We start from the raw sequence: 20865 nt of genomic DNA, 5'->3' as shown, positions 1-20865 counted from the left end.
ATGCAAAAACGCCGACCCAATAATGGGCCGGCGCCTTGGTGATTTCTCAATGTGAGAAATGGAAGCAGTGACTTATTCGTCGCCACTTTCTTCGCCGTCAGCAGCTTCATCGCCGCCTTCAGCTTCTGTGCCTTCTTCACCTTCAACTGCTTCTTCATCGCCCTCGGCGCTCTCTTCCTCACTCTTCTTGAGTGCGGATGGAGCAACCAGAGTTGCGATGGTGAAGTCACGATCGGTAATCGCGCTCTCACTGCCTTCTGGCAGCGTCAGCTCGCTGATGTGAACCGAATCCCCGACTTCCTTGCCAGTGACGTCGATCTCGATCTCGCCCGGGATTCTGTCTGCTTCGCAAACCAGCTCGAGCTCGTGGCGGACAACGTTGAGAACGCCGCCCTTCTTGAGGCCCGGTGATGCGTCTTCATTGACAAATACAACCGGTACAGAAACTTCAACCTTGGCGCCTTTGGCAAGGCGCAGGAAGTCAGCGTGCACAGGGCGGTCAGTGACGGGATGAAGCGACACGTCCTTAGGCAAGGTTTTGATGGTCTTGCCACCCAGATCGATTTCTACGATCGAGTTCATGAAGTGACCGGTCATCAATTGCTTGACCAGTTCTTTCTCTTCCACGTGGATGGTGGTTGCTTGTTCCTTGCCGCCATAGATTACGGCGGGGACGCGGCCTTCACGACGCAGTGCACGGGAGGCTCCCTTGCCAGCCCGTTCGCGCGCCTCGGCCGGAAGTGTCAGAGCATCGCTCATGTCGCTTACCTTTCGAAATGCGTTATTAGAGTTTTTCGCGCGCCACACCTCCAGGGATGACCATGACGCCGAAGCGCGGGCCTTTAGAGAGCGAGAACGTGATTGGCAAGCGCTATTGCAGGCGTTCCAGACTGTACCCCTGCGCCTCTAGCAACACCGCGAGGCCTTCTTCACCTACCAGGTGGGCCGCGCCAACCGCCACCAAAGGTCTACGACCATCGCGGATAAGCACATCGATGTCATCGATCCATGCACGGTTGCGCTCTACCAGGAGCGCTTGCTTGAGTTCGGGATCAGCCAGGATACCGCTTTGTGTTGCTTGAATGAGGGCCTGCTCTTCACCCTTTAGCCAGGCCCTTCGAAGTCGCTCTGGATCTTCCTGAAGGATGCGGTATTCATCAATTACACCAGCGAGCAGATCACGCTGATCTTGCGGGGCCAAGCGGTCAAAAATGCTGAGCTGAACAAACGGGCCTTCAAGCTCGCGCACCCGATCAGCGGGAAATTCATTTATCAGAGCACCATCAACGCCGTTCCTGGTTGAGCCAGTACTTGTCACCTGTGCCAACATCAGGGCGGCAGCCCATGTCTCGACATTCGCGAAGTCGCGCGATGAAAAGTTCCCCTTTTTCATCAGGTCGTCCAGCACAGGAAGGTCACCGGCCGAGACTCTGGAACGTATATCGGTCTGGCGCGGAGAGGTCGCCAGTCTTGTGAATGTCGTACTGATCGCGCGCCGGTCTGCCAGATCGCCAATTTCGACGACGAGCGTGTCTGCGCTATCGATCACATCACCAAGAGTCTGTGTGCGCCATTCCACCCCGTCAGGCAGGGCGTGCATGGTACCGAACAGCCAGCCTCTGGCTGCTCCGTCAGAGTCTGCAATCTCGTAAAGGATCGGCGAGGGCGGCGGCGTATCGCTGGCCTCTGGTTCCTGCGGTTCAGATGCGCAACTGGCAAGAGCAAACACGCCTGCCAGCAGACATACCATGCGTTTGATCACTGGACGCGAACCGTCTCGATCTCGCGCGCCTTCAGATATTCCTGAACGCTCTTGTCACCTGCAAGGTGGCCAGCACCCACCGCGATAAAGACGGTACCGGGTTCACCAAGCCGCGTGTCGATCCAATCGGCCCAATTGCGATTACGCTTGTAGAGCAGACTTTCGGCCAGGGCAGGATCGGTCAAACCGTCATTCATAAGTGTCGCAAGCGCATGAGCGTCACCCTCAACCCATTCGGCAACCATCTGGTCGAGCAGAGGTTTGATCTGATCGATCCCTTCGGCTGCATCAACCAAAAAGCCGATCTGCGAATCCTGAGGCAACTCATCAAAGACACTGATCTGAAATGCGATTGTTTCGAGTGCCTCTTGTTGTTTGCCGCCAGCCTTGGTCAGCAATAACTTCTCAACGCCATCGTCAGGTGAATACCCTTGCTGCAGCAGCGGTAGCATGCTCATCAACATGCCGGCGTACCAGGGCTCATACTGATCAAAGGCAGCAGGCGGCATCGACAGCTTGGCCATTGCTTCTTCGTATGCAGCGTTTTGCTCTTCGGTGAGAAGGCTGCGCAGCGTTGTTCCCGGCGGCAAAACACCCTTGCTCATCACAAGGCTTTGCATCTCTTGCGCCATCTCAGGCCCCATCTTGATCTCGGTTACGATGGAGTCAGATTCGGCCAAAGCGTTGTCGAGCATATTCGACGACCACTCGATGCCCTTGGGCAGGGCGTGTACCGTACCAAATAGATAGATCGTTGTATCTTCGTCGGCCACTTTCCAAAGCGCGGGTGCGCCAAGCACGCCCTGTTCCGCTGCCGTTTCGATTGCGGCGGGCTCTTCTTGTGCGGCATCTGCCCCGTCCTGCGCCAAAGCAGCGCCTCCATAAAGGAATGACGCGCAGGCCAAAGCGGCGGTAACTCGGGGAAAATGCATTACTATTCCTATCCGTAAGAACTTTCTGGGTGAATCTATCCGTAGCCTCCCTGAATAGGCAATGAAATCTTGCCCTTTGGCGTAGAGATATCCTCACTTTGCTGGCAACCGCTGCAGCGCAGCATTGACGCTGGCGAGGGGTTACGCCATGGGCCACGCCCATGAGTTTCACACCGTCGCCACGCGATCCCAAGAGGTCGTTTCAGGACATGATCCTTGCGCTCCATGATTTCTGGAGTTCGAAGGGGTGTCTGATCCTACAACCCTATGACATGCGCATGGGCGCGGGTACCTTTCACACGGCGACGACCTTGCGTGCGCTAGGGCCCGAGCCATGGAACGCAGCTTTCGTTCAGCCATGCCGCCGCCCGACTGATGGCCGCTATGGTGAGAACCCCAATCGCCTGCAGCATTACTATCAGTATCAGGTGATACTGAAGCCAAGCCCGCCCGAGATCCAGCAATGGTATCTCGACAGTCTGAAAGTGATCGGGATCGATCCGCTCAAGCATGATATCCGGTTCGTCGAGGATGACTGGGAAAGTCCTACATTGGGCGCGTGGGGCCTGGGCTGGGAAGTTTGGTGTGACGGAATGGAAGTCACGCAATTCACTTACTTCCAGCAGATGGGAGGGTTTGACTGCAAACCCGTCGCGGGCGAACTGACCTACGGCCTTGAGCGCCTCGCTATGTATATTCAGGGCGTCGACAATGTGTACGACCTCGATTTCAACGGTCGTGGGGTCAGTTACGGCGAAGTCTTCCTCGAAAACGAGAAACAGATGTCGAAGTGGAACTTCGAAGTCGCCGATACCGATGCGCTGTTTGACCTGTTCAACAAGGCGGAGGCGGAGTGCAAGAACGCGCTGGCGGCCAATGTGCCGATTGCCGCCTATGAACAGGCGGTCGAGGCGAGCCACATCTTCAATCTGCTGCAAGCGCGCGGCGTGATCAGCGTTCAAGAGCGCGCGAGCTATATGGGGCGTGTACGCGATCTGGCGCGTGGTTCGTGCGAAGCGCATATGGAGAAAGAGGCCGCTGGCTGGGCGGAGAAGTATCCGGAGTGGTCGAAATGAACGCTTCTGACTTCCTCCTAGAACTTCGTTCCGAAGAAATTCCTGCGCGGATGCAGGCCGGTGCGCGTGCCGAACTGGAAAAACTCTTCCGCCGCGAGATGGATGCTGCCGGCGTATCAGTCGGTGATCTGACCGTTTACTCAACGCCGCGCAGGCTGGCGCTGATTGCACGCGATCTGCCGACTGAGACCGAAGCGGTGCGCGAAGAAGCCAAAGGCCCGCCCGAGGGCGCGCCCGATCAGGCGGTCGACGGTTTCTGCCGAAAAAACGGCGTGGCGCGCGACCAGCTGGAGGTGCGCGACGTCAAAGGGCGCAATACCTATTTCGCGGTAATCGAAAAGCCGGGCAGGGCGGTAAAGGATCTGCTCGCCGAGGCGATCCCGGCGATCATCCGCGATTTCGCTTGGCCCAAATCAATGCGATGGGGCGATGCCTCGATCAGCACCGAAAGCACACGATGGGTCCGACCATTGTCGGGAATCGTTGCGCTGCTGGGCAATGAAGTGGTCGGATGCAGTGCTGGCGATGTGTCGAGCGGCAATACAACCGTTGGCCACCGCTTCCACTCGGATGGTGTGATCACAATCGGTTCGGCTGACGACTATGCGGACAAGCTGCGCGCAGCGCATGTGATCGTCGATCATGAAGAGCGGCAGGATGCCGTTCGCGCTGGCGCGAAAAAGGCCGCAGAGGAAGCTGGCCTGACACTGGTCGAAGACGAAGGTCTGGTGATCGAGAATGCCGGCCTGACCGAATGGCCGGTGCCGCTGCTCGGGCGATTTGACGAGGAATATCTCGACGTTCCGCCCGAAGTTATTCAGCTCACCGCTCGGGTGAACCAGAAGTATTTCGTCTGCGAAGACCAGAACGGCAAACTCGCCAATGCTTTTGTGTGCACTGCCAACATTATGGCGGAAGACCCCGCTGTGGTGGTGGATGGCAACCGCAAGGTGCTCGCGGCGCGTTTGAGCGATGCGCGGTTCTTCTGGGAGCTTGATCAAAAGACACCGCTGGCCGAACACGCCAAAAAGTTGGAGCGGATTACCTTCCACGAGAAGCTGGGCACGGTTGCCGACAAGGTTGAGCGTGTGGCGAAGCTGGCGCGCTGGCTATGCGAAGAAGACATCGTCAAGGCGGACGCAGACTTGGCCGAACAGGCCGCGCGGCTGTGCAAGGCGGACCTCGTTACTGAAATGGTCGGCGAATTTCCCGAGCTGCAAGGCCTGATGGGCGGTTATTACGCCGAGAAGGAAGGCCTGCCTCAGGAAGTCAGCGACGCTATCCGCGATCACTACAAGCCGGTCGGGCAGGGCGACGAAGTGCCGACCGCGCCCGCGACGGTGGCGGTGTCTCTGGCGGATAAGTTGGACACCCTGCGTAGCTTTTTCTCGATTGACGAGAAGCCGACTGGCTCGAAAGACCCATTCGCGCTGCGTAGAGCAGCACTTGGCGTGATCCGGACTATTGACGGGAACGGATTGCGCCTTGGAGTTGCAGAAGGAGATTTGCTCGAATTCTTCGCGGACCGTCTCAAGGTCCAGCAACGCGAAGCAGGCGTTCGTCACGATCTGATCGATGCAGTCTTGGCTCTCGGCGGTGAAGATGATCTTGTCCGTCTGCTCGCCCGCGTAAAGGCGCTGCAAAGCTTCATCGAAACCGAGGACGGCGCAAACCTGCTCGCGGGATACAAGCGCGCTGCCAATATCCTCAAGAAAGAGGAGTTCGAGCCGACTGAGCCTTCGCATTCTCCTGAGAAGGCGGAAAGGGCACTGATCGATGCACTTCAAGCGGCGCAGCCCAAGGCTGTCGCGGCGATTGAAAGCGAAGACTTTGCCGCTGCCATGTCCGCTCTTGCGAGCCTTCGCGCTCCAATCGACCGCTTCTTTGAAGACGTGATTGTCAACGCTGAAGAAAAGCATGTGCGCGCGGCGCGCCTGACGCTGCTATCGCGCTTCCGCGATGCGGTGCATCAAGTAGCAGATTTCTCAAGGATTGAAGGCTGATGGTTCAAACGGTTTACACTTTCGGCGGATCGGCAGATCACTCGGATGAACGCCAAAAGGACAAGACCGTTACCGGCGGGAAGGGCGCCAATCTGGCAGAGATGGCCAGCATCGGGCTGCCAGTGCCGCCAGGCTTCACCATCACCACTGAAGAGTGTGTGAAGTACCTGCAAGAAGGTGCTGAATTCGGGGATGAATTGCGCGCGCAGGTAGCTGACGCACTGAAACATATCGAAGCGACTGTGGGCAAAAGCTTTGGCGATGCGGGCGACCCGCTGCTGGTCTCGGTCCGCTCCGGCGCACGGGTTTCCATGCCGGGCATGATGGATACCGTCCTCAACCTTGGGCTCAACGATGACACTGTTGCTGGTCTCGTCAGCGCATCGGGTGACGAACGCTTTGCGTGGGACAGCTATCGGCGGTTCATCCAGATGTATGCCGATGTTGTGCTCGGCCTGGACCACGGACTGTTCGAGGAAGCGCTGGAAATCGCAAAGGAGGACAAGGGCCTATACGCCGATACCGAGATGGAGGCGGAGGACTGGAAAGAACTGGTCGCCGAGTACAAATCCATCGCCGAGAAGGAACTGGGGCATCCATTCCCGCAGGATGTGACCGAGCAGCTATGGGGCGCGATCCGCGCTGTGTTTGACAGCTGGGACAGCGACCGTGCAAAGGTCTATCGCCGCTTGAACGACATTCCGGCCGATTGGGGCACCGCCGTCAACGTGCAGGCGATGGTGTTCGGAAATATGGGCGATACATCGGCCACCGGAGTTGCCTTCACCCGCGATCCTGCAACCGGTGAGCGCGCATACTACGGCGAATATCTGATCAACGCGCAGGGCGAGGACGTGGTGGCGGGAATCCGCACCCCGCAATACCTCACCAAGGCCGCGCGCGAGAAAGCGAATGCCAAGCCGCTATCGATGGAAGAGGCAATGCCGGACGCTTACGGCGAGCTAGCCCACGTATTCGACCTGCTGGAAACGCATTACAAGGACATGCAGGACATCGAATTCACCGTGCAGCAGGGCACGCTGTGGATGTTGCAAACCCGTTCGGGCAAGCGCACCGCAAAGGCCGCACTGAAGATGGCGGTTGATATGGTGGGTGAAGGCCTTATCGACGAGAAGACCGCGATCCTGCGGGTCGATCCGATGGCGCTGGATCAACTGCTGCACCCCACGCTCGATCCGAAGGCGCACCGCGATATAATTGGAACGGGGCTACCAGCTTCACCGGGCGCAGCTTCAGGCAAGATTGTGCTGGATGCAGACACGGCAGAGCAGTGGTCCGGGCGCGGTGAGAAAGTGATCTTGGTGCGCGTCGAAACCTCGCCTGAGGACATCCACGGAATGCACGCTGCCCAAGGCATTCTGACCGCGCGTGGCGGCATGACTTCGCACGCGGCCGTGGTTGCACGCGGCATGGGCCGGCCATGTGTTTCCGGTGCCTCGTCCGTTTCGATCGATCGTGCATCCAAGACACTGCGTATCGGCAACCGCGAGCTGAAAGAGGGTGATACAATCACTATCGATGGCGCCAATGGCCAGATTATGGCCGGCGAAGTGCGCACGATCGAACCAGAGCTTGCTGGTGACTTCGGCACGCTGATGGAATGGGCAGACAAATATCGCCGTATGCGGGTGCGGACCAACGCCGAAACGCCCGCAGACTGCAAAATGGCGCGTCAGTTTGGTGCGGAAGGCATCGGACTGTGCCGCACAGAGCATATGTTCTTCGACGCAAGCCGTATCACCGCCGTCCGGCAGATGATCCTGGCCGAGGACGAGACAACGCGCGCGGCAGCGCTCAAGAAGCTGCTGCCAGAACAGCGGGCCGACTTCCGCGAAATCTTTGAAGTAATGAGCGGGCTGCCCTGCACGATCCGTTTGCTTGATCCGCCGTTGCACGAGTTTGTGCCGCATGAAGATGCCGACTTTGCCGAGCTGGCCGACGCGACTGGCTTGGGGGTTGACCACCTGAAACGGCGCGCGAACGAACTGCATGAATTCAACCCCATGCTCGGCCATCGCGGCTGCCGCCTTGGGATCACCTTTCCTGAGATTTACGAGATGCAGGCGCGCGCAATCTTTGAGGCGGCGTGCGGAGTGACCAAGGCAACTGGCGAAGCGCCAGTGCCAGAGATCATGATCCCGCTGGTCGCAACGAAGCGCGAACTGGAAATTCTCAAGGCGCTTGTTGACACAACGGCAGCGAAGGTTTTCGAAGAGCAAGGCGCAAACGTTGATTATCTAGTTGGCACCATGATCGAGCTGCCACGCGCGGCCTTGATGGCGGGAGAAATCGCGGAAGAAGGTGCCTTCTTCAGCTTTGGCACAAATGACCTGACGCAGACGACACTGGGTGTCTCACGCGATGACAGTGCACGTTTCCTCGCACCGTATGTCGACAAGGGCATATTTCCTCGAGATCCGTTCGTCAGCCTCGACATCGAAGGCGTGGGCCAGTTGGTCGAGCTTGCAGCAGATCGGAGCAGGGCAACCCGCCCGGATATCAAGCTGGGCATCTGCGGCGAACATGGCGGTGATCCGGCCAGTATCGCCTTCTGCGAGCAAACGGGCCTCGATTACGTCAGCGCATCGCCATATCGCGTGCCAATCGCGCGTCTCGCTGCGGCGCAAGCTGCTTTGCAGGGCTAACGCCAAGCGGTTAGCGTCAGGATATTGAAGGTCTCAGTGACCTTCCCGTCGTCTTTGCGCATTTCCTCGAACCTTGCCTTGGCGCGGGCAAGAGCAGCCTTGCCGATCTGTGGCGCAGGTGACCTGAGCACAGAAGTAAGCGCTTGCTCTCTCAAGTCGCTCACCAATCTATCAAGGGAACTGTACCGCACAGTCAGCTTGTGTGTATCGACGACCTGTTTGCTGAAACCGGCACGTTGCAACAATGCGGTTGCGGCTCTGTCATCAATCTGCGGATGGATACGGGCAGCCGGTAGATCGCCGTCGGCGGCGAGCATGATTTGGCGCAAGGTCAGCAGGCTACCTGCGCCGACTATCTGCGCTATCATCAAGCCACCCGGCGACAGCGCATTTCGTGAATGAATAAGAGCGCCGGGCAAATCGTTGACGGTGTCGAGCCGCGCCAGACTGATAAGCAGTTCTACCCCTTCGACAGGTAGCGGTTGCTCCTCATCCAACTCTGGAAAAGTTCTAACCCTGGTGCCCTGCGCTTCGACAAGGTGTGCAAGCTGACCAGTTTCTGCACCAATCAAAAGAGCCGTCTGCGGGTCAAAGCGCATGAAGTCGAGCCGTTCGGCAATATCCTCCTGCATCGCATCGTAGAGCCAATTCGTGCCCCCGGCGGAGGCAGCGCGCTCGCTACGCAGTGCACGACGAGCCATTGAGAATATAGCAGGTACCTGTTGCCCGGACATCGTGCGACCACTGCCGTGCTTACCCAAACAAGGCAAGAGGTGCAGCGCAAGAGATATGGCATCTGGCTCCAGTTTCGCTAAGTCGGTGGCGCAATCAATCGTGCCACTGATTGATCTGGTTTATCCGCCGCGCTGTCCGCTTTGCGGCGCAGCGACAGCAGAACAGGGCGGACTCTGTGCACCATGCAAGAGTTCGCTAGTGATCCCGGGTGAGCCATCTTGCGCCAGCTTCTCTAGACCGTTTCCTCCTGATTTTTTGAAGGACGACGAAATTCAGTGCGCTCAATGTCTGGCCAAGCCCCAAGACATTCGGGTATCTGCGCAGCAACGATCTATAACGATGCATCGCGAAAACTCCTGCTGGCCTTCAAGCATGGTGGGAAGATTGTGTTGGCGAGGCATCTTGCCCGGCTAATCGCTGCAAAAATCCCACCACAATCAGGGCGGGCTGCAATCCTGATTCCTGTACCCTTGCATCGATGGAGGCTTTGGCGCCGTGGCTATAATCAGTCTTCTCTGCTTGCCGCTGAATTGGAGAAATTGGGATGCAGCAAAGCACTGGCAGATGGTCTGGTTCGCCGGAAGCACACACCCATGCTTGGTGGATTGCACAGATCCGCGCGCGAGCGCGCATTATCTGGTGCTATCCAGACAAAATCTGGTGCTATCCAGACAAACGCAAAGCGCATTGAAAAGATCAGTGGCCGTGATGTGGTCTTGGTTGATGATGTGCTGACGAGTGGTGCCACCAGCGACGCGTGCACAAAAGCTTTGCTGAAAGCGGGCGCAACATCTGTCTCGATTGCCTGCTTTGCTCGGGTGATGAACGAAGTGCTGCACGGAGATGCCGCAGCCTTAAGGGAGACCAAAACATAACGCCCGAGGTCAAAAGACCCCGGGCGCCACGTGACGAATTTAAACGAACCCACTTCCAAGAAGCTAGAGCAGCCACCCCCTAATTTGGCCACTCAGGTCCTATCCCTCATCGTTCATGTCAGAAGCGCTCATCGTTGCTGGAGAGCTGCGTCCTGACTGCCCCTGAACCTGGCGCTTTTTGCACCTTTGTTCGGTGGTCGGGCCGAAGCCCGAAGCGTCTTCGTCTCACTGCGGGGAAAAAACTTAAAGTAAGAAGTTGAACAGAGATGGATTTTAGAAACTCAATGTGGTTATCCTGCAACAAATCATCGTACGCCAGAACCTATTCATCGAAGGAAATGCATTGCCTAGTTCTTCAATCGCCGGCGAACCTCGCGACACGACGCGAACCTTCAATCCCAAGTTTGACGCAAACGGCTTGATAACAGCCATCGTAATCGACGGTCAGACAAAGGATATCCTGATGGTCGCCCACATGAATCAGGAGGCGATTGACGAAACCCAGCGCACCCACGTCGCACATTTCTGGTCCCGCTCGCGTCAGCAGTTGTGGAAGAAAGGCGAAACTTCGGGGAATGTCATGAACGTCACAGATATCCGTGTCGACTGCGATCAGGACGCCGTTTTGCTTTTTGTCGAGCCCTCAGGGCCAGCCTGCCACACAGGAGAGCGTTCCTGTTTCTACCGCCAGCTATCGGGTGATACTCTCGTAAAGGTCAATTCTTGACGCTAACGTAAAGGTAAGTTATGCCCGTCGTATGGGTACATCTCCTGCAACCAACTCAAATCATGGCGACAACGACAAGCTGTCAGGCGCTCACCTAGATCGCCCGGACAAGCTAGCACGTGAGCAATATTCGATTTCGGATCTCACGACCGAATTCGGGTGCACAGCGCGTGCGCTTCGTTTTTATGAGGATGAAGGACTTATCTCACCCGCGCGAGTGGGTTTGACTCGGGTCTATTCGAAACGCGATCGTGCACGGCTCGCGTGGATCATGCGGGCAAAGAACGTTGGTTTCAGTCTCGTGGAAATCCGCGAGATGATTGACCTTTACGATCTCGATGACGGCCGCGTTGAACAGCGCCGGGTCACGGTCGAAAAGTGCAAAGCACATGTCGCAAAATTGCGCCGACAGCGAGCGGATATTGATTCCTCGATCAAAGAACTTTCCGATTTCATAAAGCAGATCGAAACACTAATTCTCGAACAGTAACTCTGTCCAACCCCTATTCCTAACAAGCCCTTATTCTTAACAAGGACCTCTAGATGCCAATCTATAATGCCCCTTCGCGCGATACACGTTTCGTGATCAATGAAATGCTCGAGCTCGAAAGTTATGGAAACTTGCCCGGGTTCGAGATGGCAACACCCGACATGGTCGAAGCGGTTGTGAACGAGGCAGGCAAGTTCTGCTCTGAAGTTCTGGCTCCGCTCAATCAGACTGGGGACCAGCAAGGTTGCACACGTCATGAAGATGGCAGCGTGACCACACCTGACGGCTTCAAGGAGGCGTTCGAACAGTATCGCGAAGCGGGCTGGGGCACGATCTCTGCCCCAGAGGAATTTGGTGGTCAGGGCATGCCACACGTTCTGGGTTTCGTGATTGAAGAATTCGTCGCTTCTGCCAATCAGGCATTCGGCATGTATCCGGGGCTTACAACCGGCGCCATTGCTGCTCTGATTGCTGCCGGCACAGACGAACAGAAAGAGAAGTACGTCCACAAAATGGTCTCAGGCGAATGGCTGGGGACCATGAACCTGACAGAGCCACATTGCGGCACCGACTTGGGCATGATCCGTACAAAGGCCGAACCACAGGCTGACGGAAGTTACTCAATCACAGGAACGAAGATCTTTATTTCCGCAGGTGAGCATGACCTCACCGACAATATCATCCATCTGGTATTGGCAAAGACACCGGGTGCGCCCGACAGTTCAAAAGGTATTTCCCTCTTCGTGGTTCCCAAGGTGCTGGTCAATGACGATGGCTCGCTTGGTGAGCGCAACGGAGTGTCCTGCGGTTCGATCGAACACAAGATGGGAATCCATGGCAACGCCACCTGCGTGCTGAATTATGATGGTGCCAAAGGCTGGATGGTCGGTGAGGAGAACAAAGGCCTCGCGGCAATGTTCGTCATGATGAATGCCGCTCGTCTGGGTGTTGGCATCCAAGGCCTGGCTCAGGCTGAAGCAGCCTATCAAAACGCTGTAGTTTATGCACTTGATCGCCGTCAGGGCCGCGCGCTCACAGGACCGGCACAACCAGACGAGAGGGCAGATCCAATCTTTGTCCATCCTGATGTCCGACGGATGCTGATGGATGCAAAGGTTTTCACTGAAGGCATGCGAGCACTGTGCTTGTGGGGAGCTCTTCAGGTGGATCTGACACACAAGGCGCAGACCGAAGAAGAGCGTCAGCAAGCAGACGCGCTGATCGGCTTGCTTACTCCGGTCATCAAGGGTTACGGCACTGACAAGGGTTATGACATCGCCACCAACATGCAGCAGGTGTTTGGCGGTCACGGCTATGTCGAAGAATGGGGCATGAGCCAGTTCGTGCGAGATGCCCGTATCGCTCAGATCTATGAAGGCACTAATGGTGTTCAGGCCATGGACCTGTGTGGCCGCAAGCTGGCCAGCAAGGGCGGGGCCGCCATACAGGCTTTCTTCAAGATTGTGGGAGAGGACATCGCCTCAGCCAAGGAAATCGATGAACTAAAAGACATTGCAGAGATGCTAGAAAAGGCCCTTGGTCAACAGCAGGCCGCGACAATGTGGTTCATGAACAATGCAATGCAGAACCCCAATCATCTCGGGGCCGGTGCGCATCATTATATGCACATCATGGGTATAGTTACGCTCGGCTGGATGTGGCTTCGTATGGCAAAGACCGCGACCAAGGCCCTCGGCAACTCTCCCAGTGATGCAGCTTATTATGAAGCCAAGCTCACGTCCGCCCGCTATTATGCAGAGCGCTTCCTGCCTGATGCGGGTGCTCTGCGTCGCAAACTCGAAGCCGGCAGTGAGAGCATGATGGCTTTGGGTGAAGAGGCGTTTGCGACCGCGGCATAAGCCAGGCCGAATTAGAATCAGGAAGGCCCGGAGGAGAAATCCTTCGGGCCTTTCTTTTCAGCGGGGGTGCTACTCGACCGGCAAGAAATCCGGCACTGAAAGGTATCGTTCGCCGGTATCATAGTTGAACCCAAGAACGCGCGCGCCGGCCGGCAGCTCACTCAATTTCTGAGAAATTGCAGCCAACGTTGCGCCGGAAGAGATACCAATCAACATACCTTCTTCCCGAGCGGCCCGCCGCGCCATCTCCTTCGCATCTTCGGGATCCACCTGAATGGCACCGTCGATCGCTTGCGTGTGCAAATTCCCAGGAATGAAGCCGGCGCCAATCCCCTGGATCGGGTGCGGGCCTGGCTGACCGCCGCTGATGACCGGCGAGAGAGTAGGTTCAACCGCATAAGCCTTCATGCCCGGCCAATGGCGCTTCAACTCCTCTGCGGAACCAGTCAGGTGTCCACCAGTGCCGACCCCGGTAACCATGACATCAATCGGGCAGTCCGCGAAGTCAGCCAGTATCTCCTTCGCAGTAGTTTTCACATGGACCGCCACGTTCGCAGGATTGTCAAACTGGCTCGGCATCCAGGAGTTGTCTGTACTCGCGACAAGCTCATGAGCGCGCTCTATCGCGCCCTTCATGCCTTTCTCTTTCGGTGTGAGATCGAAAGTCGCGCCATAGGCCAACATCAGTCGCCGGCGCTCCAATGACATGCTCTCAGGCATGACCAACACCAGATTATAGCCCTTGACGGCCGCGACCATAGCCAGACCAATACCGGTATTGCCACTGGTTGGCTCAATGATTGTTCCGCCGGGCTTCAATGCACCTGAAGCCTCTGCATCTTCAACCATGGCCAAAGCGATACGGTCTTTGATGGATCCACCGGGGTTTGCCCGCTCACTCTTAATCCAGACTTCGTGATCCGGGAACATACGCGAAAGGCGAATGTGCGGCGTATTTCCGATGGTTTCGAGGATATTTGCGGCTTTCATCTAGGCCTCCTGGGATTTTGTCTGTCGTTCTGCTTGTAGCACGTCTTCAGGCGGATCGAATGTCTTTGTCGTTCGCAACACCGGGAATATTCGACTCCAAAGGCCAACGGTTACAATCGCACCGAGACCTCCTGCAACCACTGCGGCCACTGGCCCGATCAAAAACGCCAGACTACCGGAAAAGGCATCACCGCCTTCGTTGGATGCGCTGATGGTTAGCAGGCTGACAGAAGATACACGGCCACGCTTGTCATCGGGTGTGTGGAGCTGGATCAGCGACTGACGGATATAAACACTGAACATATCAGCGGCTCCGACTATGAAGAGCATAGCAAGGCTCAATGCCATGTTGGTCGACAGCCCAAATATGATCGTCGCAACACCGAATATGGCGACTGCCCATAGCATCTTTGGACCAACATTTGTCCTGAGAGGGCGGAAGCTGAAATAAAACGCGGTAAGCGCTGCACCAGTTGCGGGAGCGGCCGCAAGGAAGGACAATCCAACCTCTCCCACCTGCAGGATATCTCTCGCATAAACAGGAAATAGTGCCGTCGCACCTGCAAGAAATACGGCAAACAGATCGAGCGTTATCGCACCGAGCACCATCTTGTTGCGCACGACATATGCCAGGCCGTCAACGATCGCGCCAATCGGACGCTGGTCTTTGCGCACAGCCGGTTGAGGGACCTTGCCAATCAACGTGAGCGCTATGGCAGAGACGAGAAACAGACCTGATGCAGCGGCATAGGGTAGGGCAGGCGCGACGCGGTAGAGAAAGCCGCCCAGCGCCGGTCCGGCAATCATCCCGACCTGCCAGGAAATCGATGATAACGCGATAGCGGTTGGCAAGATATTCTTAGGGACGAGGTTTGGCGAAAGCGCAGACAGTGCGGGGCCGGCAAAGCCCCTTGCGACGCCAAGAATCACAGCCACACCAAACAGGATTGGCAATGAAATTTCATCGTTCCAGCTGAACCAGCCCAAGATTGCCGCGCAAGCGAGTTGAAGCAGCACTGTAAGGCGCCCGAGCTTGCGTCGGTCAAACCGGTCAGCAGCCAGCCCGCTAAACGGCGTTAGGACAAATAGCGGCAGGAACTGTAGCAAGCCGATCAGAGCGAGTTGTCCTGATGCTTCGGCCATGGTCATCCCGTCGTCGCGGGCAATGTTATACGTCTGCCAACCGATGATGAGCAGCATCGCATATTGGGCAAGGGTCATACTGAGACGGCTGACCCAGTAATACCGGAAGTTGGCGACGCCGAACGGATGCGAAGGCTCGCTCAATTCTTGCGGTGAGGGGGAGGTTGCTTCATTCACGCAACCGCCATGGCAGGGCGAATGCCCCGTGCCAAGATATCAAAAGCTATTCGGGAACTAAGCGTTCGTTTTAACGAAGTCTGCGCAAACGAGGGTTCGGCTGAAGTTCGTCAATGATGGCCAAGAAATCATCCAGGCGCACGATACGTTCGAACTGGAAGCCCGCTCGCTCATCCCGCGTCCAGATAACATAGGCTTCAATGCGTCCGACAACTGGCAGGCGGATGATCACCCGATCTCCGCGTTGCAGGCCATCAGCATTGTCGACCATGAAACCATGGGCTGACAGGTTGGCTACGTGCAGCTCGATATCACCCAAGCGGCGATGCTCGGCAATCACCGGAAAATCTACCGGGTGACGCGCCGCACGACGCAGATCAGTTACGCTCAGATTGGCTCCGGCACTCACAACACAACCTCCAGTTATTTTTCTGACTAGGTCGTATGCCGGCGAAAGGCTGATATTTGGTAAAGATGAATTGGATCAATTCGACACTTTTCGTCGCATTTTCGTGCAGCGCATTCACAACTTCATGACATTTCAGCGGTTTACAGAGGTTAACGCGTCACAATGCCGTGCTTCTTTTTACCGAGGCTCAGCTTGCGTTGATCGCCTTCACCCACCTCGACCAGCGTACCTGGATCTATAATAGGCAATCCGTCGAGGCGTACAGCGCCTTCGGCAATCTTCCGCTTTGCTTCGCCATTCGAAGCAGTGAAGCCGATCTCTGTCAGCAATGCCGCAATGCGCATCCCTTCGGGTCCAACAGCCACGCTGGGCAAATCATCCCCGGTACCACCACCAGCAAAAGTTTGCGCAGCGGTGGCCTCCGCCGCCTTGGCGGCATCTTCGCCGCGGACCAATGTGGTCACCTCATTGGCAAGCACGACCTTGGCATCATTGATCTGCGCGCCTTCAAGCGCTTCGAGCCGGGCAATCTCATCCAATGGCAGATCGGTGAACAATCGCAGGAAGCGCCCGACGTCTCGGTCATCGCAATTGCGCCAGTATTGCCAGAAATCATATCCGGGCAGCTGTTCTTCATTGAGCCAGACCGCACCTGCCGCGGTCTTGCCCATTTTGGCTCCATCGGCAGTCGTCAACAACGGGGTCGTCACTCCGAAAAGCTCTCGACCATCTTTGCGACGGGCCAACTCCATACCGTTTACGATGTTGCCCCATTGGTCACTGCCGCCCATCTGCAATCGGCATTCATAGCGCCTTGCCAGCTCCAGAAAATCATAGGCCTGCAGGATCATGTAGTTGAATTCGAGGAACGTCAGCGGCTGTTCGCGCTCAAGTCGGAGTTTTACCGAATCGAAGGTCAGCATGCGATTGATCGTGAAATGCGGGCCAACATCGCGCAGCAACTCAATGTAACCAAGCGAGCTAAGCCACTCATCATTGTTGACCATAATGGCGTCCGTCGGGCCATCACCAAAGGTCAAGAGACGCTCGAAAACTTTGCGTATACCGGCAATGTTCTCGTCGATGAGTTCAGCTGTAAGCAGCTTTCGGCTCTCGTCCTTGCCAGAGGGGTCGCCGATCTTGGTAGTGCCTCCGCCCATCACGACGATCGGCTTGTGCCCCGCCTGCTGCAATCGGCGCAGCATCATGATCTGAACCAGCGAGCCGACGTGCAGTGAAGGGGCGGTTGCGTCAAAGCCTATGTAACCAGAGATCACTCCTTCACAGGCGAGTTGGTCCAAGCCCTGCGCATCGGTGGTCTGGTGGATATAGCCGCGCTCATGCAGAACGCTCAGAAGATCGGATTTGTATGTGCTCATTGTGGAGAGGCCTCTAGCAATGCATTTTGCGGAACGTAAGCCTCTTGCTTGCCCGTTCGCACAGACATAGGGCTGAAATATATGCACACGCTGGTTCTTCATCCCGATGGTAAACCTGGCCCGATTACAGCGGTTTCGGCAAGTGTCGAGCCAACTGCAGATGGCGGCACCGCAGAGTTTCGCCTCCACGGAGAGATTGGCAAGATAAAGGTGCCCGAGCATGCGGCATCGATGCGCGAAGATTTCCTATGGAAAACAACCTGTTTTGAGATCTTCTGGCAACCCGACGGAGGTGATTGGTATCGCGAATTCAATTTGTCGCCCTCTTCGAAATGGGCTTGCTATGATTTTGATGATTTCCGCCTCAATTCACGCGACGGCCCGGTCAGGGCGATCGAGGTGGCGTGTACCCATTCGGCCAATGAATTGGTGTTGCGCGCGAACATATCATCTGAGCTGCATGACCCAGCACAAGTCGCGCTTAACGCAATTGTCGAAGACCTTGATGGCAATATTCAGTTCTGGGCTCTGGCATTCCCTGATGGAAAGCCGGAGTTTCACAGTGTCGTCTGTCGCAAGCTGCGTGTGGAGAGAGGTGCATGAGCGTCCAATTCGGCATCGACCGTCTGCTGGCTGACCCGTCGCTATTGTCCGAACTCGAAGGGAAACGCGTCGCGCTGGTGGCGCATCCAGCGTCTGTCACGCAGGATCTTACTCATAGCTTGGATGCTCTGTTCGCTGCCGGCTTGAATGTGAGCAGTGCCTTTGGGCCACAGCATGGCCTTAAAGGCGACAAACAAGATAACATGGTCGAGACGGCGGACGAGACTGACCCAGAATTCGGTATCCCTGTTTTTTCGCTCTATGGAGAAGTCCGCCGCCCGACGGGGCAAATGATGTCTTCTGCGGATGTGTTCCTTTTTGATCTTCAGGACCTCGGCTGCCGCATCTATACCTTTGTCACAACTTTGCTCTATCTTCTTGAGGAAGCGGCAAAATCCGGCAAATCAGTCTGGGTGCTGGATAGGCCAAACCCGGCGGGAAGGCCGGTTGAAGGCACTCTGCTGATTCCAGGCAATGAGAGCTTTGTTGGTGCCGCCCCCATGCCGATGCGGCACGGCCTCACAATGGGCGAAATGGGCCACTGGTTCATTCACCACTTTAATCTCGACGTCGATTATCGTGTAGTCGAGATGCAGGGCTGGGAGCCTGATGGTCGCGGTCATGGCTGGCCGGCGGATCGGATCTGGATCAATCCGTCACCCAATGCCGCCAATGTGAATATGGCGCGCGCCTATGCCGGTACGGTAATGATCGAAGGAGCGACAGTGAGCGAGGGCAGGGGCACCACGCGCCCCTTGGAAGTGCTGTTCGGTGCGCCTGACATTGATGCAAAGGCAGTGCTGGCGGAAATGAGGAACCTTGCACCCGATTGGATGCAGGGTTGCGCGATCCGTGAATGCTGGTTTGAACCAACTTTCCATAAGCACACAGGGAAGCTGTGTAACGCATTGATGATCCACGCAGAAGGTCCGTACTACGACCATCAGCAGTTCAAGCCGTGGCGGCTGCAAGCTCTGGCATTTAAAGCAATCCGGAGACTCTATCCAGACTACCGGCTCTGGCGTGGGACAGAATTCAAATACGAATACACAGACGACGTGCTCGCCATCGATGTGATTAATGGCGGGCCGGGATTGCGCAAATGGGTCGACGATCCGTCCGCAAAGCCCGCCGACCTTGACGCTATCGCTTCAGCCGATGAGGCGACATGGATCGCAGATGTGCGAGAACTAATTCTGTACTGAAAAATGAATGGGGCGACCAACTAGGCCGCCCCATTCTGACTCAACAATATGAGAGGCTTATTCTTCTGCCTCGCCCTCGGCTTCAACTACTGCCGGGCTAACAGTCACTGTTTCACCAGCATCGGAAGTGGCTGTGAACGATCCATCTTCTGCTGGTTCGCTTTCAGTCCAGCACAAAGCCTCGGCACCATCTTCGTTAGAGGTGAAGCACGTCTTGCCGTCGACGACTTCCCAAGTCCCCTCATCTGCTACTGATCCGTCGGCCGCAAGGTCTTGATAGGTACCGTCGCCGTTCAAGACTGAAGTTCCCGCAGGCCCCTCATCGTTTGAAACCGCATAGGTACCAGGTGCGGTACCGTTAGCTGTGGTCATGCCAGCAGGTTCGGTCTCGACCACTTCTTCCTCAACCTCCGCCGCTTGTTCAGCACATGCCATCAAGGCCAGCGGCGCAGCAATAATCATCAATTTACGCATTGGTTTCCCCCATCACAAAATCATCGGAGGAATCTAGCAGCAGCGAGGTAAACTGCAAACTCAACAGTTTTGGCAGTCGGCGCCTACCGACTTAATGCCCCTGTTTCCGGCTCAACTCGCGCATCGCATCATCAAGCCCATCCAATGTAAGAGGATACATCCGGTCATTGACCAGTTGCTTCATGATCTTTGTGCTCTGTGAATAACCCCACTGCTTTTCAGGCACCGGATTGAGCCAAACCGTAGCTGGGTAAGTGTTGGTTACACGTTGCATCCAGACTGCGCCGGCTTCTTCGTTCATATGCTCTACACTGCCGCCCGGATGTGTGATTTCATACGGGCTCATTGCAGCATCACCGACAAAGATAACCTTATAGTCGTGGCCATACTTGTGCAGCACATCCCAAACCTTTGTGCGTTCTTGCCAGCGGCGCTTGTTGTCCTTCCATACACCCTCATACAGGCAGTTGTGGAAGTAGAAGAATTCCAGATTTTTGAACTCGCTGGTAGCCGCGCTGAACAACTCTTCACAAAGCTTGATGAATGGGTCCATCGATCCGCCCACATCCAAGAAAAGCAGTAGCTTTACCGCATTTCGCCGCTCCGGACGCATGTGAATGTCGAGCCAGCCTTGTTTCGCAGTTCCATCAATCGTTGCGTCCAAATCAAGCTGATCAGGATTACCCTCTCGCGCGAAACGCCGCAGACGGCGCAGCGCCATCTTGATATTGCGCGTGCCCAGTTCTTTGGTGCTGTCGAGGTTCTTGAACTCGCGTTTCTCCCAAACCTTGATTGCGCGCTTGTGCTTGCTTTCACCGCCGATACGAACGCCTTCGGGATTGTAGCCCGAATGCCCAAACGGAGAGGTCCCGCCTGTACCGATCCATTTATTGCCACCTTCATGGCGCTTCTGCTGCTCTTCAAGACGCTTCTTCAGCGTACCCATGATCTCGTCCCAGTCCCCCAGCGACTTGATCTTTTCCATTTCCTCTTCGGATAAGAACTTCTCTGCAACGGCTTTCAGCCAGTCTTCGGGGATTTCAACGGGGTTCTGGCCATAATCGGACAGGATGCCCTTGAAGACCTTGTTGAAGACCTGATCAAAGCGGTCGATCAGGCCTTCATCCTTTACGAAGGTTGCGCGTGACAGGTAATAGAAGGCCTCGGGCGTTTGCTCGATTACGTCCTTATCCAGCGCCTCCAACAAAGTAAGGTGCTCTTTAAAGCTCGCGGAAATACCCGCAGCGCGTAACTCATCTACGAAATTGAAGAACATAAAGGTTGCGATAGCGCACCTATGTCGCCGCCACCAGCCCCGTTGAAACAATCCTAGTCAATTTAACCAGACGATAACCATAGG

20 protein-coding genes are annotated in these 20865 nt (G+C 56.2%); 10 read left to right on the top strand and 10 right to left on the bottom strand.

The features are described 5' to 3' along the window. Nucleotides 1-72: 72 nt before the first annotated feature. The 3 genes from A6F69_RS08435 to A6F69_RS08425 all read right to left on the bottom strand — a co-directional run bounded on the left by A6F69_RS08435 (nt 73) and on the right by A6F69_RS08425 (nt 2694). The gene (locus A6F69_RS08435) at nt 73-759 is read right to left on the bottom strand and encodes a 50S ribosomal protein L25/general stress protein Ctc (RefSeq protein ID WP_067599831.1); all 687 of its coding nucleotides are present in this window, start codon (nt 757-759) and stop codon (nt 73-75) included. Between the two features lie 112 nt (nt 760-871). Next, a complete protein-coding gene (locus A6F69_RS08430; protein WP_083984743.1) occupies nt 872-1762 on the bottom strand; it encodes a TraB/GumN family protein in 891 nt (296 codons plus the stop codon). Beyond that, entirely contained in the window at nt 1759-2694 is a 936-nt protein-coding gene (locus A6F69_RS08425) for a TraB/GumN family protein (RefSeq protein ID WP_067599828.1), read from the bottom strand. Before A6F69_RS08425 ends, A6F69_RS08430 begins: the two co-directional genes overlap by 4 nt. Before the next feature lie 161 nt (nt 2695-2855). Between A6F69_RS08425 and A6F69_RS08420 the strand changes: the two genes are divergently transcribed. From A6F69_RS08420 to ppdK, 3 genes are read left to right on the top strand one after another with little or no spacing between them, the layout of a single operon-like run. Continuing rightward, complete coding sequence (locus A6F69_RS08420) at nt 2856-3770, top strand: glycine--tRNA ligase subunit alpha (RefSeq protein ID WP_067599825.1); 915 nt, start codon at nt 2856-2858, stop codon at nt 3768-3770. Continuing rightward, complete coding sequence (glyS, locus tag A6F69_RS08415) at nt 3767-5773, top strand: glycine--tRNA ligase subunit beta (protein WP_067599822.1); 2007 nt, start codon at nt 3767-3769, stop codon at nt 5771-5773. The genes A6F69_RS08420 and glyS overlap by 4 nt, the downstream gene beginning before the upstream one ends. Beyond that, nucleotides 5773-8439: a pyruvate, phosphate dikinase gene (ppdK, locus tag A6F69_RS08410; protein WP_067599819.1), complete on the top strand. Its 2667-nt coding sequence runs from the start codon at nt 5773-5775 to the stop codon at nt 8437-8439. Before glyS ends, ppdK begins: the two co-directional genes overlap by 1 nt. Here the strand turns inward: ppdK and A6F69_RS08405 are convergent. Further along, complete coding sequence (locus A6F69_RS08405) at nt 8436-9140, bottom strand: methyltransferase (RefSeq protein ID WP_144573634.1); 705 nt, start codon at nt 9138-9140, stop codon at nt 8436-8438. The two genes, ppdK and A6F69_RS08405, sit on opposite strands and share 4 nt — an antisense overlap. Before the next feature lie 88 nt (nt 9141-9228). Here A6F69_RS08405 and A6F69_RS13280 point away from each other — a divergent pair, with 88 nt between their 5' ends. From A6F69_RS13280 to A6F69_RS08385, 5 genes are all read left to right on the top strand, one after another. Beyond that, complete coding sequence (locus tag A6F69_RS13280) at nt 9229-9588, top strand: double zinc ribbon domain-containing protein (RefSeq protein WP_342669851.1); 360 nt, start codon at nt 9229-9231, stop codon at nt 9586-9588. Between the two features lie 179 nt (nt 9589-9767). Then, a complete protein-coding gene (locus A6F69_RS13275) occupies nt 9768-10049 on the top strand; it encodes a ComF family protein (protein ID WP_342669850.1) in 282 nt (93 codons plus the stop codon). A 343-nt stretch (nt 10050-10392) separates the two neighbouring features. Next, entirely contained in the window at nt 10393-10776 is a 384-nt protein-coding gene (hisI, locus tag A6F69_RS08395) for a phosphoribosyl-AMP cyclohydrolase (RefSeq protein WP_245638217.1), read from the top strand. Nucleotides 10777-10807: 31 nt separating this feature from the next. Continuing rightward, nucleotides 10808-11266: a MerR family transcriptional regulator gene (locus A6F69_RS08390; RefSeq protein ID WP_067599814.1), complete on the top strand. Its 459-nt coding sequence runs from the start codon at nt 10808-10810 to the stop codon at nt 11264-11266. Nucleotides 11267-11319: 53 nt separating this feature from the next. Continuing rightward, a complete protein-coding gene (locus tag A6F69_RS08385; RefSeq protein WP_067599811.1) occupies nt 11320-13125 on the top strand; it encodes an acyl-CoA dehydrogenase C-terminal domain-containing protein in 1806 nt (601 codons plus the stop codon). Between the two features lie 69 nt (nt 13126-13194). Here the strand turns inward: A6F69_RS08385 and cysK are convergent, their stop codons facing one another. The 4 genes from cysK to tyrS all read right to left on the bottom strand — a co-directional run bounded on the left by cysK (nt 13195) and on the right by tyrS (nt 17223). Next, a complete protein-coding gene (gene cysK, locus A6F69_RS08380; protein ID WP_067599808.1) occupies nt 13195-14115 on the bottom strand; it encodes a cysteine synthase A in 921 nt (306 codons plus the stop codon). Next, the gene (locus tag A6F69_RS08375; protein ID WP_067602836.1) at nt 14116-15336 is read right to left on the bottom strand and encodes an MFS transporter; all 1221 of its coding nucleotides are present in this window, start codon (nt 15334-15336) and stop codon (nt 14116-14118) included. 169 nt (nt 15337-15505) lie between these two features. Then, nucleotides 15506-15844: a PilZ domain-containing protein gene (locus A6F69_RS08370; protein WP_067599805.1), complete on the bottom strand. Its 339-nt coding sequence runs from the start codon at nt 15842-15844 to the stop codon at nt 15506-15508. 149 nt (nt 15845-15993) lie between these two features. Continuing rightward, nucleotides 15994-17223 (bottom strand): tyrosine--tRNA ligase, encoded by a 1230-nt coding sequence (tyrS, locus tag A6F69_RS08365; RefSeq protein ID WP_067599802.1) that lies wholly within the window; start codon nt 17221-17223, stop codon nt 15994-15996. A gap of 81 nt (nt 17224-17304) precedes the next feature. Between tyrS and A6F69_RS08360 the strand changes: the two genes are divergently transcribed. Both A6F69_RS08360 and A6F69_RS08355 read left to right on the top strand, forming a co-directional pair. Then, nucleotides 17305-17826, top strand: coding sequence for a DOMON domain-containing protein (locus tag A6F69_RS08360; RefSeq protein ID WP_067599800.1), 522 nt, complete (start codon nt 17305-17307; stop codon nt 17824-17826). Continuing rightward, the gene (locus A6F69_RS08355) at nt 17823-19031 is read left to right on the top strand and encodes an exo-beta-N-acetylmuramidase NamZ family protein (protein ID WP_067599797.1); all 1209 of its coding nucleotides are present in this window, start codon (nt 17823-17825) and stop codon (nt 19029-19031) included. The genes A6F69_RS08360 and A6F69_RS08355 overlap by 4 nt, the downstream gene beginning before the upstream one ends. 57 nt (nt 19032-19088) lie before the next feature. Here the strand turns inward: A6F69_RS08355 and A6F69_RS08350 are convergent, their stop codons facing one another. Then, a complete protein-coding gene (locus A6F69_RS08350; RefSeq protein WP_067599794.1) occupies nt 19089-19505 on the bottom strand; it encodes a hypothetical protein in 417 nt (138 codons plus the stop codon). Between the two features lie 91 nt (nt 19506-19596). Further along, entirely contained in the window at nt 19597-20781 is a 1185-nt protein-coding gene (locus tag A6F69_RS08345; protein WP_067599791.1) for a vWA domain-containing protein, read from the bottom strand. Nucleotides 20782-20865 lie beyond the last annotated feature (84 nt).

The organism is Altererythrobacter ishigakiensis (assembly GCF_001663155.1).
Classification (GTDB): Bacteria; Pseudomonadota; Alphaproteobacteria; order Sphingomonadales; family Sphingomonadaceae; genus Erythrobacter; species Erythrobacter ishigakiensis.
This window is presented reverse-complemented; position numbering and strand designations above follow the sequence as displayed.

Bases quoted from the DNA above. Each gene is read 5' to 3' on its own strand.
- A6F69_RS08360 (WP_067599800.1), top strand. From the start codon at position 17,305: ATGCACACGCTGGTTCTTCATCCCGATGGTAAACCTGGCCCGATTACA.
- ppdK (WP_067599819.1), top strand. From the start codon at position 5,773: ATGGTTCAAACGGTTTACACTTTCGGCGGATCGGCAGATCACTCGGAT.
- A6F69_RS08390 (WP_067599814.1), top strand. From the start codon at position 10,808: ATGGGTACATCTCCTGCAACCAACTCAAATCATGGCGACAACGACAAG.
- glyS (WP_067599822.1), top strand. From the start codon at position 3,767: ATGAACGCTTCTGACTTCCTCCTAGAACTTCGTTCCGAAGAAATTCCT.
- A6F69_RS08385 (WP_067599811.1), top strand. From the start codon at position 11,320: ATGCCAATCTATAATGCCCCTTCGCGCGATACACGTTTCGTGATCAAT.
- A6F69_RS08425 (WP_067599828.1), bottom strand. From the start codon at position 2,694: ATGCATTTTCCCCGAGTTACCGCCGCTTTGGCCTGCGCGTCATTCCTT.
- A6F69_RS08355 (WP_067599797.1), top strand. From the start codon at position 17,823: ATGAGCGTCCAATTCGGCATCGACCGTCTGCTGGCTGACCCGTCGCTA.
- A6F69_RS08435 (WP_067599831.1), bottom strand. From the start codon at position 759: ATGAGCGATGCTCTGACACTTCCGGCCGAGGCGCGCGAACGGGCTGGC.
- A6F69_RS08420 (WP_067599825.1), top strand. From the start codon at position 2,856: ATGAGTTTCACACCGTCGCCACGCGATCCCAAGAGGTCGTTTCAGGAC.
- A6F69_RS13275 (WP_342669850.1), top strand. From the start codon at position 9,768: ATGCTTGGTGGATTGCACAGATCCGCGCGCGAGCGCGCATTATCTGGT.
- A6F69_RS08345 (WP_067599791.1), bottom strand. From the start codon at position 20,781: ATGTTCTTCAATTTCGTAGATGAGTTACGCGCTGCGGGTATTTCCGCG.
- tyrS (WP_067599802.1), bottom strand. From the start codon at position 17,223: ATGAGCACATACAAATCCGATCTTCTGAGCGTTCTGCATGAGCGCGGC.
- A6F69_RS08405 (WP_144573634.1), bottom strand. From the start codon at position 9,140: ATGGCTCGTCGTGCACTGCGTAGCGAGCGCGCTGCCTCCGCCGGGGGC.
- A6F69_RS08350 (WP_067599794.1), bottom strand. From the start codon at position 19,505: ATGCGTAAATTGATGATTATTGCTGCGCCGCTGGCCTTGATGGCATGT.
- A6F69_RS13280 (WP_342669851.1), top strand. From the start codon at position 9,229: ATGGCATCTGGCTCCAGTTTCGCTAAGTCGGTGGCGCAATCAATCGTG.
- A6F69_RS08375 (WP_067602836.1), bottom strand. From the start codon at position 15,336: ATGACCCTTGCCCAATATGCGATGCTGCTCATCATCGGTTGGCAGACG.
- cysK (WP_067599808.1), bottom strand. From the start codon at position 14,115: ATGAAAGCCGCAAATATCCTCGAAACCATCGGAAATACGCCGCACATT.